This window comes from Pantoea sp. RG18, from assembly GCF_025910075.1.
In the GTDB taxonomy this organism is placed as follows: domain Bacteria; phylum Pseudomonadota; class Gammaproteobacteria; order Enterobacterales; family Enterobacteriaceae; genus Pantoea; species Pantoea agglomerans.
The window spans coordinates 97,678-111,407 of sequence record NZ_JAPCIL010000015.1 but is presented as its reverse complement, the minus strand read 5'-3'; the positions used below and the strand labels follow the sequence as shown (position 1 = coordinate 111,407).

The 13,730-nt window shown below is 55.2% G+C and carries 16 protein-coding genes and 1 other RNA gene; 11 read left to right on the top strand and 6 right to left on the bottom strand.

The features are described from left to right. Positions 1 to 90: 90 nt before the first annotated feature. The 6 genes from OK409_RS16850 to OK409_RS16825 all read left to right on the top strand — a co-directional run bounded on the left by OK409_RS16850 (position 91) and on the right by OK409_RS16825 (position 3,155). The gene (locus OK409_RS16850) at positions 91 to 465 is read left to right on the top strand and encodes a DUF1090 domain-containing protein (protein WP_010256536.1); all 375 of its coding nucleotides are present in this window, start codon (positions 91 to 93) and stop codon (positions 463 to 465) included. Positions 466 to 500: 35 nt separating this feature from the next. Continuing rightward, positions 501 to 806 carry a DUF883 family protein gene (locus OK409_RS16845; RefSeq protein WP_010256532.1) on the top strand — a complete coding sequence of 102 codons (306 nt, stop codon included), beginning with the start codon at positions 501 to 503 and terminating at the stop codon, positions 804 to 806. 2 nt (positions 807 to 808) lie between these two features. Further along, complete coding sequence (locus OK409_RS16840) at positions 809 to 1,204, top strand: phage holin family protein (RefSeq protein ID WP_010256529.1); 396 nt, start codon at positions 809 to 811, stop codon at positions 1,202 to 1,204. After that, the gene (locus tag OK409_RS16835) at positions 1,204 to 1,488 is read left to right on the top strand and encodes a YqjK-like family protein (protein WP_010256526.1); all 285 of its coding nucleotides are present in this window, start codon (positions 1,204 to 1,206) and stop codon (positions 1,486 to 1,488) included. The genes OK409_RS16840 and OK409_RS16835 overlap by 1 nt, the downstream gene beginning before the upstream one ends. 202 nt (positions 1,489 to 1,690) lie before the next feature. Then, on the top strand, positions 1,691 to 2,104 hold the full coding sequence (locus OK409_RS16830; RefSeq protein ID WP_010256522.1) for a DoxX family protein: 414 nt from the start codon (positions 1,691 to 1,693) through the stop codon (positions 2,102 to 2,104). 76 nt (positions 2,105 to 2,180) lie between these two features. Continuing rightward, positions 2,181 to 3,155, top strand: a complete 975-nt coding sequence (locus OK409_RS16825; protein ID WP_010256519.1) for a glutathione S-transferase family protein — start codon at positions 2,181 to 2,183, stop codon at positions 3,153 to 3,155. Positions 3,156 to 3,512: 357 nt separating this feature from the next. Here OK409_RS16825 and OK409_RS16820 read toward each other — a convergent pair whose 3' ends face one another. From OK409_RS16820 to rsmI, 4 genes are all read right to left on the bottom strand, one after another. Beyond that, on the bottom strand, positions 3,513 to 3,926 hold the full coding sequence (locus OK409_RS16820; protein WP_264367247.1) for a hypothetical protein: 414 nt from the start codon (positions 3,924 to 3,926) through the stop codon (positions 3,513 to 3,515). A gap of 13 nt (positions 3,927 to 3,939) precedes the next feature. Continuing rightward, entirely contained in the window at positions 3,940 to 4,632 is a 693-nt protein-coding gene (locus OK409_RS16815; protein ID WP_132500349.1) for a hypothetical protein, read from the bottom strand. A 400-nt stretch (positions 4,633 to 5,032) separates the two neighbouring features. Further along, positions 5,033 to 5,411, bottom strand: an RNA gene (gene rnpB, locus OK409_RS16810) — RNase P RNA component class A. Between the two features lie 33 nt (positions 5,412 to 5,444). Then, positions 5,445 to 6,311, bottom strand: a complete 867-nt coding sequence (gene rsmI, locus OK409_RS16805; RefSeq protein WP_010256516.1) for a 16S rRNA (cytidine(1402)-2'-O)-methyltransferase — start codon at positions 6,309 to 6,311, stop codon at positions 5,445 to 5,447. A 62-nt stretch (positions 6,312 to 6,373) separates the two neighbouring features. On the opposite strand from rsmI, the gene OK409_RS16800 reads away from it, so the two are divergent. The 4 genes from OK409_RS16800 to dolP are packed head-to-tail and all read left to right on the top strand — an operon-like array spanning position 6,374 to position 9,940. Then, positions 6,374 to 8,398: a penicillin-binding protein activator gene (locus tag OK409_RS16800; protein ID WP_045139594.1), complete on the top strand. Its 2,025-nt coding sequence runs from the start codon at positions 6,374 to 6,376 to the stop codon at positions 8,396 to 8,398. After that, entirely contained in the window at positions 8,356 to 8,751 is a 396-nt protein-coding gene (locus OK409_RS16795) for a YraN family protein (RefSeq protein WP_264367246.1), read from the top strand. Before OK409_RS16800 ends, OK409_RS16795 begins: the two co-directional genes overlap by 43 nt. 14 nt (positions 8,752 to 8,765) lie before the next feature. Next, positions 8,766 to 9,353 carry a DnaA initiator-associating protein DiaA gene (gene diaA / locus OK409_RS16790; RefSeq protein WP_010256507.1) on the top strand — a complete coding sequence of 196 codons (588 nt, stop codon included), beginning with the start codon at positions 8,766 to 8,768 and terminating at the stop codon, positions 9,351 to 9,353. A 14-nt stretch (positions 9,354 to 9,367) separates the two neighbouring features. Continuing rightward, positions 9,368 to 9,940 carry a division/outer membrane stress-associated lipid-binding lipoprotein gene (gene dolP / locus OK409_RS16785; RefSeq protein WP_010256504.1) on the top strand — a complete coding sequence of 191 codons (573 nt, stop codon included), beginning with the start codon at positions 9,368 to 9,370 and terminating at the stop codon, positions 9,938 to 9,940. 52 nt (positions 9,941 to 9,992) lie between these two features. Here dolP and OK409_RS16780 read toward each other — a convergent pair whose 3' ends face one another. Then, on the bottom strand, positions 9,993 to 10,697 hold the full coding sequence (locus tag OK409_RS16780; RefSeq protein WP_060681136.1) for a pirin family protein: 705 nt from the start codon (positions 10,695 to 10,697) through the stop codon (positions 9,993 to 9,995). Between the two features lie 129 nt (positions 10,698 to 10,826). On the opposite strand from OK409_RS16780, the gene OK409_RS16775 reads away from it, so the two are divergent. After that, complete coding sequence (locus OK409_RS16775; RefSeq protein ID WP_010256496.1) at positions 10,827 to 11,726, top strand: LysR family transcriptional regulator; 900 nt, start codon at positions 10,827 to 10,829, stop codon at positions 11,724 to 11,726. Between the two features lie 9 nt (positions 11,727 to 11,735). Here the strand turns inward: OK409_RS16775 and OK409_RS16770 are convergent, their stop codons facing one another. Beyond that, complete coding sequence (locus OK409_RS16770) at positions 11,736 to 13,658, bottom strand: BglG family transcription antiterminator (protein WP_264367245.1); 1,923 nt, start codon at positions 13,656 to 13,658, stop codon at positions 11,736 to 11,738. Positions 13,659 to 13,730 lie beyond the last annotated feature (72 nt).

Here is a 13,730-nt window from a genome sequence, read left to right as displayed (position 1 = left end):
TGCTTAAGCGAGAGTCGATTCTTAGCACCCGCAGCCATATGATTACGCGGGTGATGACGGATCAGGTCGCAATGGAAGGGTCCAGGACCAATGAAATATCAAGTATTACTGGGAGTCGCGCTGTTTTCGCTGTCGGGTTCGCTGCTGGCAGCGGAATCGCTGTGTGAGCAGAAAGAGCAGGATATTCAGCGTGAAATCGGGATGGCGCAGAAGCATAACAACCAGCGCCGGGTTAACGGTCTGGAGCGCGCGCTGACCGAAGTCCGGGCCGATTGCAGCGACAAAAAGCTCGAGGCCGCCCATCTGGAAAGAATTAACGCTCAGAAGCAGAAAGTTGCTGAGCGTGAGCACGCACTCAGGGAAGAGCGTGAAGAGGGCCATGACAAGGAGAAGATTGCTAAGCGACAACAAAAACTGGATGAAGCGCGCCGGGAGCTGAAAAAGTTACAGGCGGAGCCCTATTAATCGGAACTAACCAACTGATGTTAAAGGAGTATTTTATGTCTAAAGACACATCATCGGAACATTTGCGTGCTGAACTGAAAAACCTGGCCGATACCCTGGAAGAGGTGCTGAGCAGCAGCACTGAAAAATCCAAAGGCGAGCTGGATAAACTTCGCAATAAAGCGCGTGTGGCGCTGGATAGCTCACGTGAACGTCTGGGCGAATCAAGCGAGCGCATTGCTGCGACCACCCGCGAAGCGGCGCAAAAAGCCGAAGGCTACGTGCGTGAAAATCCATGGCATGGTGTGGGTATCGGTGCAGCGATTGGCGTCGCACTGGGCATGCTCATTTCGCGTCGATAATTATGGCTGACTCACAGCATAACCACGGCCCGGCTAAAGGGGTCATTAACATCGGCCAGCGCATTGTTACCACGCTGGTTGGCATGGTCGAGACACGCGTTCGTCTGGCAGTGGTGGAACTGGAGCACGAGAAAGCTAACCTGATTCAGCTGCTGTTGATGGTTGGCCTGACAATGCTGTTCACTGCATTTGGTCTGATGAGCCTGATGGTTCTGATTATCTGGGCAGTGGATGCGCAGTACCGTCTGATGGCCATTGGCATCACGACCGGCACGCTGCTATTGCTGGCGGTTATTCTGGGGCTCTGGACGCTTCACAAATCACGTCAGTCCACGCTGTTGCGCCACACGCGCAAGGAGCTGGAAACAGACCGGGATTTACTTGAGGACCAGCGCTGATGAGCCGCCGCGAGCGTGAAGAACGCATCCATGAACTGCTTAAGCATGTGCAGCAGCAGCGGCTGGATTTAAGCGCTGCGCGGCGTGACTGGCTGGAAGGCACCGCCCATTACGATCGCGGCTGGTTCACCTTCCTCAGCTTGCGCCGCTACCTGGCCATTGGCAGCAGTGCGCTGGCTATCTACTCCGTTCGCAGTCCCAACATGCTGTTACGCTGGGTAAAACGGGGATTCGGCGCCTGGAGTACCTGGCGCATGATCAAGTCCGCTCTGCCACCGCGTTAATTTTGCTAAAAGCCGGTCCTGAAAAGGCCGGCTTTTCTTCATCAGAATTTCTGAAAAACACTGACAGTATATCTCGCTTACAACCTTTCCACTCCGCGACTATCATCTCCAGCTATCAACCCAATGAACGCAATACTGCTTTCAGCGGGCATAAACCTTGCGGGCAGCTTGCCCTGCATCCCTGATAGCGCTGGAGTAAATGATGAAAAAATTCGAAGACGTTGGTTTGTTACTGGCTCGCATCCTGATGCCAATCCTGTTCATTACGGCTGGCTGGGGCAAAATCACCGGTTATGCAGGTACTCAGCAATATATGGAAGCAATGGGCGTCCCGGGCTTTATGCTGCCGCTGGTTATCCTGCTGGAGTTTGGCGGCGGTCTGGCTATCCTGTTTGGTTTCCTGACCCGTTTCACTGCCCTGTTTACTGCAGGCTTCACCATCCTGACCGCGTTTCTGTTCCACAGTAACTTTGCCGAAGGCGTGAACCAGCTGATGTTCATGAAGAACCTCTCTATCGCCGGTGGTTTCCTGGTGTTAGGTCTGGTGGGTCCTGGTGCATACAGCATTGATCGCCTGATCAGCAAAAGAAAAACACAGCCAGCGATTGCGCGCTAATCTCACATAAAGCGTAATGCCACATATACTTAGCAGGGCGGGGACATTTCCCCGCCCTGTTTGCATTGGAGCCATTATGGGACAGTTAATTGACGGTGTCTGGCATGACACCTGGTACGACACCAAATCTACCGGCGGACGCTTCAAGCGTTCAGAGTCGGCTTTCCGCAACTGGGTTACCGCGGATGGCAGTGCTGGCCCGGTGGGTAAAGCGGGATTTGTCGCCGAACGCGACCGCTATCATCTTTATGTCTCGCTGGCCTGCCCCTGGGCGCACCGCACGCTGCTGATGCGTCAGCTGAAGGGCCTTGATAGCATGATCGATGTCTCCGTAGTGCATCCGCTGATGCTGGAGAATGGCTGGACGTTCGATGATAGTTTTCAGGATGCGACCGGCGATAAGCTCTACCAGAATGAGTTCCTCTATCAGCTCTATCTGCACGCCGATCCGCAATACAGTGGCCGCGTAACCGTGCCGGTATTGTGGGACAAGCAGCAGAACACCATCGTCAGCAATGAGTCTGCCGATATCATCCGCATGTTCAACAGTGCGTTTGATGCTGTCGGTGCCCGTGCCGGGGATTATTATCCTGTTGCACTGCACGAAAAGATTGATGAACTGAATAGCTGGATCTACGACACCGTGAACAACGGCGTTTACAAAGCAGGCTTTGCCACTTCTCAGTCCGCTTACGACGAGGCAGTCACTGCGCTGTTCCATTCGCTGTCGCGGCTGGAGCAGATTTTAGGCCAGCATCGCTATCTTACTGGCGATCAATTGACCGAAGCGGATCTGCGGTTATGGACCACGCTGGTGCGATTTGATCCGGTCTATGTGACCCACTTTAAATGCGATCGCCATCGCATTAGTGACTACAGAAACCTGAGTGGTTTCCTGCGTGATATCTATCAGATGCCTGGTATCGCAGAGACGGTTAATCTGCCGCATATTCGTCATCACTACTATTGCAGCCATAAGACCATCAACCCGAACGGCGTCATTTCACTGGGCCCGGCGTTTGACTGGGACGAGCCGCACGGCCGCGGTTAAGCTGCCTGCATATCGCGCAGGGAGCAGATACAATCTGACCGCAATGACAATCTAAACGCGAAGGGAACAGGGTCAGAAGAGGAAAGCGTCCCGCGCCAGGGATGGCGCGGGCCGAGCATGTCAGGGATGACGGATTTTGCGACTTTCCGATCTGACCCTGTTTCCTTTGCAGGCGCGATCTCACCGCTGACCTTCAAACCACCGCGCGTCAAAAAGCAAAAACCCCGCCGAAGCGGGGTTTTTGATAAAAAGCCGACGCTGACCGTTCAGGCAGATTGCTTAAACCACACGTCGCGTATCTGGTTTTGGGGGGAAGAGTCGCTTGATTAGTGCTGGAGATTGGGTCACTGAAGATTGTCAGCGAAAATCTACCTTACTTAGCGTTAGCGAATGTGATTTGCTGTCATGAGATATATAGAAGTAAGGCGTAACATTACCTTCCTTTTCCCATTTTTCAGACCATCCATTATGCTCCACTGCCCTGTAACCTAAGGACGACAGATAATTTTTAACCTCAACTAAAGGAGCATCCGTGCTGTAAACAATACTACTTTCCTGCGGTTGACTACCATCCTGCGCGGTAAACGTAAAATGATATGATTCAGATGCACGTGGGGCCCTCCTGATATCCCTGTCAGTGTATAGATAATATGCCCATAGATTTGACTGAGTGTAACCTTCATCCCGTTCAGCCACCTTCTGCATACTAAAATCAATCAGCAGGAAAATAATGATAATGACAGCGCCGATTGCAGCGATCCTTTTTAACATTTTCACTCTCTGTTTACTGAAATGCGTTAATGATTCCGGCTTTATCATTAGACCGTCGCACTATGTCATCATTCGGAGTAAATTTATATGGCATAACCTGTTTCATAAATCGCGGAAGCTGACCTTTATAAGGGCGTGGGCAGGTGAATTTTTCTATAGGATCAGGAAATAACAAGGGTAAAAAACCCGTGTTCTTATAACGACTAATCGGTCCATAATGGTCCCATCGGCGTAGGGCTGATTCTTTGCTGGCAATCTTAAGTTCTCCCCAATATACGCGGGGATAATTAACTTTATAGAAACCAAATAAGTCCGACACAAGATCCTCGCCACTGAAACCGCTATCAGTATACCAACTGAACCAGGGCATTGACTGCCAATTTTCAAAAGCGACAGCAGTACTCATCATCATCGCCAATGCAATACTCTGCCTTTCTGTGAGAGTTCTCCCTTTTTTTATCTCCCAGACATTAAAGCGACCAGTAGCAAACCGGCTGATCCCCATAGTTTGTTCATAACGCACCCGGTAATAAGAATCGCTGCCAGCTTCACCAGTGGAAAACTGTGCCATAAGTTTACGAACATCATCTCCGCGAGCGTGACCCATATCAAGCCAGCCAAGCACTCCTGAATAAAGAAGCCCATGCCTAATCCCGTTTTCTGAACCAAATCGGGATGAATCCAGGATTTCTCCACGATTGCTCAAATTGGGTACCTCGCAAATCCACGAGTCATAATTCCCTCTATTTAATTTCCATTTACCCTGTGAGGAATATTACAAAATTTAACCACAATAACAATAAGCACAAACCACAGGAAAAGCTCTATTTAGTGAATACCAGGTGTACGGTAACCTGCGAAAAATGATGCACCGGTATTAGCTGTACCTGTACTCAGTATCGAATATTTTGCTATATAGGCAATGCTTGGACTTTGTGATGTATATGAAGCTGTAATTGCTGTTGATGTAAATGCAAAAAGTTTTTCATTCTCTGTAGTCGTCTGCCCAGGGACGCTGAGTATGATGCACCAAACTTCGACATTGACCGCTGCCTGCTTATACCCTGCAAAGCAAAAACCCCGCCGAAGCGGGGTTTTTGATAAAAAGTCGAAGCTGACCGTTAAGCCGGGTTCTGTCGTGGACAGTCATTCATCTAGGCCAGCAATCGCTCACTGGCTCAAGCAGCCTACCCGGGTTCAGTACGGGCCGTACCTTGTGAACCCCTATTTGGCCTTGCTCCGGGTGGAGTTTACCGTGCCACGAACTGTTGCCAGTCGCGCGGTGCGCTCTTACCGCACCCTTTCACCCTTACCTGATCCCATTTCTGGGCCATCGGCGGTTTGCTCTCTGTTGCACTGGTCGTAGGCTTGCGCCTCCCAGGCGTTACCTGGCACCCTGCCCTATGGAGCCCGGACTTTCCTCCCCTCTGCCCGTCTCCCCACAAGTGAGGACGACGACAAAGCGGCGACTGTCTGGTCAGCTTCGGCGCGGGATAATAGGACATTCGCCGGCATTTGTCACGCCTCTTGCTGCTCCAGCGCATACTTATAAAGCGCATTTTTCTTCACGCTGTGGATCTCAGCGGTCAGCGCAGCCGCGCGTTTCAACGGCAGCTCTTTTTGCAGCAGCGCCAGCGTACGCAGCGCATCGGCTGGTAACGCATCTTCATCATCGGTCTTGTACCCTTCGACAATCAGCACCATCTCGCCTTTGCGACGATTCTCATCTTCTTTAACCCACGCCAGCAGCTCGCCGACCGGTGCACCGTAGATCGACTCCCAGGTTTTAGTCAGCTCACGCGCCAGCACCACGTAGCGTTCGGCACCCAGCTCACTCACCATATCCTGCAGGCTGTCGATCAGACGGTGGGTCGACTCATAGAAAATCAGCGTGCGCGGCTCCTGCACCAGCGCCCGCAGGGCGTCGCAACGGCCTTTGGTTTTGGCGGGCAGAAACCCTTCGTAACAGAAACGATCGGATGGCAGTCCTGCAGCACTTAATGCAGCAATGGCAGCACAGGCGCCCGGCAGCGGCACCACACGAATGCCCGCTTCACGGCAGCGACGCACCAGATGGTAGCCCGGATCGTTGATCAGCGGCGTGCCAGCATCAGAAACTAAGGCTATGCTTTGACCCTCCTGCAGCTTCGTCAGCAGCAGTTCAGCCTTGTGCTGCTCGTTGTGGTCATGAAGTGAGAAGAGTCGCGCATTGATGGCGAAATGTTGTAGCAACAGTCCGGTATGACGTGTATCTTCCGCAGCGACCAGATCGACGCTCGAAAGCACCGTCAGCGCCCGCTGGGTGATATCACCCAAATTACCAATCGGGGTTGGAACGATGTAGAGCGTGCTGGCAGAAATCTCTGCCCGATCGAGTTGTTTCATTGTTTCATCCGAATTGCCGATTTAATATTGAGCATCTTGAAAAAAACATCACTGGATACAGTATGCTTCCTTCAAAAGTCGTTCGTCATAAAGCAGGACGCTTTCTGCCTGTCATTCTTGCTGGGCTGATTTTAGCCGCATGTAGCGGTCAGGGGCCGCAAACCTCAACCGTCAATATTCAGGGGCCCGTCACAGCCAGCTCCGCTTACTATCTGCAGCAAGCGCAGCAAAGCAGCGATGATAGCAAGACCGACTGGCAATTACTTGCAATCCGCGCCCTGTTGAAGGAAGGAAAGTATCCTGAGGCGACTCAGCAACTGAGCCAGTTGCCGCAGCAGCTCTCTGAGACGCAGCAACAGGAATCCCTGCTGCTGAAAGCGCAATTGCTGATTGCACAGCAGAAGATCAAAGACGCCGAACCGCTGTTAGCGGCAGTGAAAACCGGCGCACTGTCGCAGGATCAGCTGGCGCGTTACTACAGCCTGCAGATCGCCAGCGCACAGGGTCGCCCTTCACTCTCGCTGCTGCGCAACTATATTGCCCAGGAGCCGCTGCTGAAAGGCACCGATCATCAGGGCAATATCGACGCCACCTGGCAGACACTGACCCAGATGTCGCCGCAGGAAGTCAGCAACCTGGTCATCAATGCCGATGAAAATGTGCTGCAGGGCTGGCTGGATCTGCTCGCGGTCTGGCGCGCCAACACGCAGGATGCCGAGATGCTCAAGTCAGGCATCAAAGACTGGCAGACCCGCTATCCGCAGAACCCGGCGGCCAAAACGCTGCCGACGCAGCTGAGCCAGATGCAGAACTACACCAAAGCTTCAACCAGCATCATCGCACTGCTGCTGCCGCTGAATGGCCAGGCTCAGGTGTTCGCCAACGCGATTCAGAAAGGCTTTAATGATGCGAAGAATGGCATCTCCGCGCCGGTCGCTCAGCCTGCGGCAGCTCAGCCCGCCGCTGCTGATGCAACCGCCAGCACCCAACCCGCTGCCGCTGCTGGTTCTTCCACCGATCCCATCAGCGCGCCGCAGCAGCAACAGCCTGCCGACGCGACGCCACAGCCTCAATCACAGCCTGCTGCCGCAGAACCGGCCAGCAACGCACAGATCAAGGTCTATGACACCAGCAGCCAGCCGATTGAACAGGTGATGCAGCAGGCACAGCAGGATGGCGCCACCATCGTGGTCGGCCCGCTGCTGAAAAGCAACGTTGAGAAGGTCGCCAACAGCCAGACGCCACTGAATGTGCTGGCGCTCAACGAGCCGGAAAAGATCCAGAACCATCCGAATATCTGCTACTTTGCGCTTTCTCCTGAAGACGAAGCGCGCGATGCGGCGCACCATATCTGGGATCAGGGCAAACGCCAGCCGCTGTTGCTGGTTCCGCGTAGTGGACTGGGCGATCGCGTCACCAATGCCTTTGCTCAGGAGTGGCAGACGCTGGGTGGCAGCACGGTGATGCAGCAGCGCTTTGGTTCGACCTCAGAGCTGAAACAGGGCATTAACAGCGGCGCGGGCATCAGCTTATCCGGTACGCCAGTGAACGCTGCACCTGCCGAGCCGCAGGGTGTTACGATTGCGGGCCTGACTATCCCGGCACCGCAGCAGAACACGCCAGATGTGGTCAGCACCAGCAGCGGTGGTGGTGTCGATGCGGTCTACATCGTCTCAACGCAGGACGAACTGCAGCTGATCAAACCGATGATCACCATGCGCACCGGCAGTCGCAGCAATATCTCGCTCTACGCCAGTTCGCGCAGCGCGCAAGCCGGTGCCGGCCCGGACTTCCGTCTGGAAATGGATGGCCTGCAGTTCAGCGATATTCCGCTGCTCTCCGGCAGCAATCCTGGCCTGATGCAGCAGACATCAAAGTCATTCAATAATGACTATTCGCTGGTGCGCCTCTATGCCATGGGAATGGATGCCTGGACGCTGGCGAATCACTTTAACCAGATGCGTCAGTCACCTGGCTTTACGCTGGACGGCAATACCGGCAAGCTCAGCGCCGACACGGATTGTGTGATCAACAGGAAGTTGACATGGAACCAGTATCGTCGGGGCGAAATCGCACCGGCCAACTAAATGGGCGTCAGACTGGCGCCAGGTATGAAGAAGATGCCCGGCGCTATCTGGAGCAGGCTGGCCTGATATGGGTCGCCAGTAATGTTCACTTTCGCAATGGTGAACTTGACCTGATAATGCGTGACGGGCACTGTTGGGTGTTTGTTGAAGTTCGCTACCGACGCGATGCGCGTTATGGTGGCGCGCTCGCCAGCGTAACCCGGAATAAACAACAAAAGCTGCTGCGCGCTGCCGCTCTCTGGCTGGCGCAACGCGGCGGGAGTTTTGAAACAGTGAATTGCCGTTTCGACATCATCGCCATTACCGGCACGGCGCTCGAGTGGCTGCCGAATGCCTTTAATGCAGACGTTTAGAACCAGGTGGTCGTGTGCAGGACAGAATTAAAGCGTGTTTTACCGAAAGTATTCAAACTCAGATTGCCGCAGCCGAAGCGTTGCCCGATGCCATCTCCCGCGCCGCTATGACGCTGGTGCAGTCGTTACTGAATGGCAATAAAATCCTGAGCTGTGGCAACGGTGCCTCATCCGCCAATGCACAGCACTTCGCCGCCAGCATGATCAACCGTTTCGAGACCGAACGCCCAAGCTTACCGGCGCTGGCGTTGAGCGCCGACAACGTGATGCTGACCGCGATTGGTAATGACCGCCTGCACGATGAAATCTATGCCAAGCAGGTGCGCGCTCTGGGACACGCAGGCGATGTGTTACTGGCTATCTCAACCCGTGGCAACACCCGTGACATCGTTAAGGCCGTGGAAGCGGCGGTAACACGCGATATGACTATCGTTGCGCTTACCGGGTATGATGGCGGAGAGCTCGCCGGACTGCTGGGTCCGCAGGATGTGGAGATCCGCATTCCGTCGCACCGCAGCGCCCGTATTCAGGAGATGCATATGCTCACCGTTAATTGCTTATGCGATCTGATCGATAACACTCTCTTTCCCCATCAGGAATGACCGAAGGAGCACGAATGAAAGCATTGAATGCTATAGCTATTCTGTTAACCGCCATGCTGCTGCAGGGCTGCGTTGCGGTTGTGGCGGGTGGCGCAGCGGTTGCCACTAAAACGGCCACCGATCCACGCTCGGTGGGTACGCAGGTTGATGACAGCACGCTGGAGCTACGCGTGACTAACGCGCTGGCTAAAGATCAGCAGATTAAAACCGATGCCCGCATTATCGCCACGGCCTATCAGGGCAAAGTGTTGCTGACCGGTCAGGCGCCTTCGCAGGAGATCGCCGGTCGAGCCAAACAGATCACCATGGGCGTTGATGGCGCAACCGAGGTCTATAACGAGATCCGTATCGGCCAGAAAGTGACGCTGGGCACCACATCGTCAGACACCTGGATTACCACCAAAATCCGCTCGCAGCTGCTGGGCAGCGATCAGGTGAAATCCTCCAACGTGAAGGTGACGACGGAGAATGGCGAAGTGTTCCTGCTGGGTCTGGTGACACCGCAGGAAGCGCAGGCAGCGGCTGATGTCGCCAGCCGCGTCAGTGGCGTGAAGCACGTCACCACGGCCTTCACCATGCTGAAGTAATACGCAAAACGCAAAAAAGGCGGCCATGGCCGCCTTTTTTATTGCCCGATATTCAGACCGGAATGTCGATGACCAGTGCGCGGGTCGCCGTTTTCGCCGTCAGTTGCAACAGCTTCTCTTCCTGCAAAAAGGCACCATCGCCACAGCCCAGCTTCTCCTGATGATCCGTGCCGGACATCGCTTCCAGCGAACCGTGAATCGACTGCAGATAGGCTCGCGGCCCCTGTAACTGCAGCGAATGCTTTTCGCCTGGTGCCAGCTCGACCTGATGAATCCACACCTGCTGACGCAGTTGCAGACTGTCGTCCATGCCATCCGGCGAGGCGATCAGCTGGGACAACCGGCCATCCGTCAGGGCGATTTTCTGCATCCGCGGATTTTCGCGCTCCGGACAGGCGGCCAGCCAGAGCTGCATGCGTGTCAGCGGTCGATCTTTGCTCAGGTTCATTTCGGTGTAACTCACACCCGGCTGGGCAGAGAGCAGCAGCGCCTCCCCTTCCCGCACGCTGATCGTGTTGCCTTCGCTGTCGCGGTATTCAGCTTCACCCTGCAGCACGATGTTCAGGACATCAACCTGTGGATAGGTGCGCGGCTGAAAAGCGGCACCCGGCGCCAGCACTTCCTGGTTCAGTACGCGCAGCGACGCGTACCCCATCAGTTTGGGATCAAAATAGTGGCCAAAAGAGAAACTGTAGCGCGCCTGTAACCAGCCGAAATCGGCCTGACCACATGCGGACGCACTGCGTGTCGTTATCATTGTTTACCTCCAGCATCCGGTGACGAGGATCGGCCACGGACTATATGCTCCCATGGTAAAAGTCTGGACGCCGGATTGTTAGCCAGTTAATCTGCCGGGCATGTTCAAATTTCCTGACAGAGAACCGGGATGGCTAAAGAGCGTGCGTTAACCCTTGAATCTTTACGCGTTATGGATGCGATTGATCGGCGTGGCAGTTTTGCCGCGGCGGCGGATGAACTGGGGCGCGTTCCTTCCGCCCTCAGCTACACCATGCAAAAGCTGGAAGAGGAGCTGGATGTGGTGCTGTTTGACCGTTCCGGTCACCGTACCAAATTTACTAACGTGGGACGCATGCTGCTGGAGCGTGGCCGGGTGCTGCTGGAAGCGGCCGATAAGCTCACCACCGATGCGGAAGCGCTGGCACGTGGCTGGGAAACCCATCTGACCATCGTCACCGAAGCACTGGTACCTGTTGATGCGCTGTTTCCGCTGGTGACGCGACTGGCCGACAAGGCCAATACGCAATTTTCGCTGGTGACGGAAGTGCTGGCGGGCGCATGGGAACGGCTGGAACAGGGCCGGGCCGATATCGTGATCGCCCCCGATATGCACTTCCGCGCCTCCACCGAGATCAATACCCGCAAGCTCTACACCATGATGAGCGTCTATGTCGCCAGTGCCGACCATCCGATTCATAACGAGCCTGAACCCCAGTCTGAAGTGACGCGGGTGAAATACCGTGGCATTGCGGTCGCAGATACCGCGCGTGAGCGTCCGGTGCTGACCGTGCAGTTACTGGATAAGCAGCAGCGCCTGACCGTGAGCAGCATGGACGATAAGCGCCGTGCGCTGCTGGCTGGCCTGGGCGTGGCGACCATGCCCTATTCGCTGGTGGAGCAGGATATTGCGGAAGGCCGTCTGCGGGTGGTGAGTCCGGAATATACCCGCGAGGTCGATATTATTATGGCGTGGCGGCGTGACAGCATGGGCGAAGCCAAATCCTGGTGCCTGCGTGAGATCCCGCGCCTGCTGGCGAAGAAAAACTAAAGCGCCGATTCAGGGCGAGGGCCAGGAGCGGCTCAGGCAATCCATCGCCACTGCCCTGAAGCGGATGAAATCGGTGCTGTCCCGCAGGCGGGTCATCGCCCTTTCACGCAGGAACGTCACAAACAGATCGTATATCGCCATCGCCTCTTCATATTCACTTTTGCTGATCGCCAGCAGGAAAATGACATAGGCGGTATCGTCTCCCCAGGCGATGCCGTGCGGCGCCAGCACGGTGTAAACCACGGTTTTCTTTGCCAGCAGCCCCAGCGAGTGCGGCAGCGCAATGCCTTCGCCGAGCATGGTGCTGACAATCGCTTCGCGCTCTTCAACCGACGGATAGAACGCCGCATCCACAAATCCCTCCGCCTCCAGTTGATCGCACAGCTGGCGAAACAGTTCAGACTGGGTCATCGGCCTGTCGACGATATGAAAGTGCTGAGCATCAAAAAATTTCGCCAGCATATAGGGCCGGGTACGGTCCACCAGCACCAGCTTGCCAATCTGTTCCAGCTGAAAACCGGTGGGAAACGGCGACATCACCACCACCGGTTTCTCTTTTTCGCTGAGCCGGATGGTAGAGATAACAAAATCTTCGTCGATGCGGCTGCGCGCCTCATACTCGCGCTGGGACAGGCGGGCCGTGACCTGCAACTGCGGATATTTGCGCAGCAGCATCGCCTCAATCATTCGCAGCGTAGAGTTACCGCTGTCGCAGACCAGCAGCACCTGCGGATGACGCTGATAACCGACGTCATAGTGGCGCTCCAGCCCGACACCGATATGCAATACCAGAAAGCCAATCTCATTCTCGGTGATGACGTAAGGGGTATATTTTCCCCAGCTGGTCACCGCCGCTAAGGTGACATCATAGGCCATGGGATAGTGCTGTTTGATGTTGCTGAGCAGCGGGTTGGGAATATGAATCTGATAGCGCACCCGCGTAATCATGGTTTTGATGTGGGTGAGCAGGTCAGCACGCAGCTGCTGATCGTTTTGCAGATTGAAGTTGTAATGGGTGTTGATAAAGCTAAGCAGATAATCCACCAGCGCGTCGGCGTCATCAGCATTGATGGCGCTGGGAGCAATCGCCTGAATGCGTCGCGCGGCGATATTGACCCGCAGCCAGTTCTCTTCCGCCGGTGAAATCGGTTTGCTGACCAGCGGGCGCATCAGATTAACCAGGTGATGGGCCGCTTCACGCACCTCATCACCAATCTCCTCTGCACCCGGATCGTTAAGCGGATAGCCTTCACTGATGCGCCGCACCGCCACGGCGCAGTAAAGCCGCAGATAGCGTTCACCCTCATCGCTGAGCCGAATGTTGTGCTGAGCAAAACAGCTTTGCAGCAGCGGGCGCAGCGTCTCCAGCATGCCGCTGTTCAGCGCTTCGATAGTGAGCAGCGGGCTCTCGGGCTGCGCCTGATCAATTTGCCATAACAGGTCGGTCAGGCAGGTACGAATTGCCACTTCGCTGCCAAACAGCTTCATGCCGTAGTGGGGCTTGCTCTCAATGGTGAGGTGATAGCGCCCCAGCCATTCGCGCACCTCCGCCATATCATTCTGCAGGGTCGCGCGGCTGACAAACCACTCCTCTGCCAGCTCTTCAAGTTTCAGGGAATAAGCGGCGGTAAGAAAGCGGGTCAGCAGGTAGCGAACCCGATCCGGCGAGGTGCGCGGTACCCGGAGCGGCGACGCGGTATGCTGTTGCAGATGCTGAAAGCGCTGAGCATCCTCAATCTTCAGCTGATAGCCCGCGCCGCGATTGAGGACAAACTGCGCGCCATGTTCTGCCAGCAGCGCATTCAGCGCCGTGATATCGGTACGCACGGTGCGTGTCGAGACGGCGAAACGCCGCGCCAGCTCATCCTGAGGCAGCGTTTCGTTTTGCATGGCATCGAACAGTTGCGCAAGGCGCTGATTGGGAAATCTCACAAGCGTTACCTGTTTGCAGACAGAAATAGGGAACATTAGCCTACGGAGATCGTCTCGCAACGTCCATGTTGC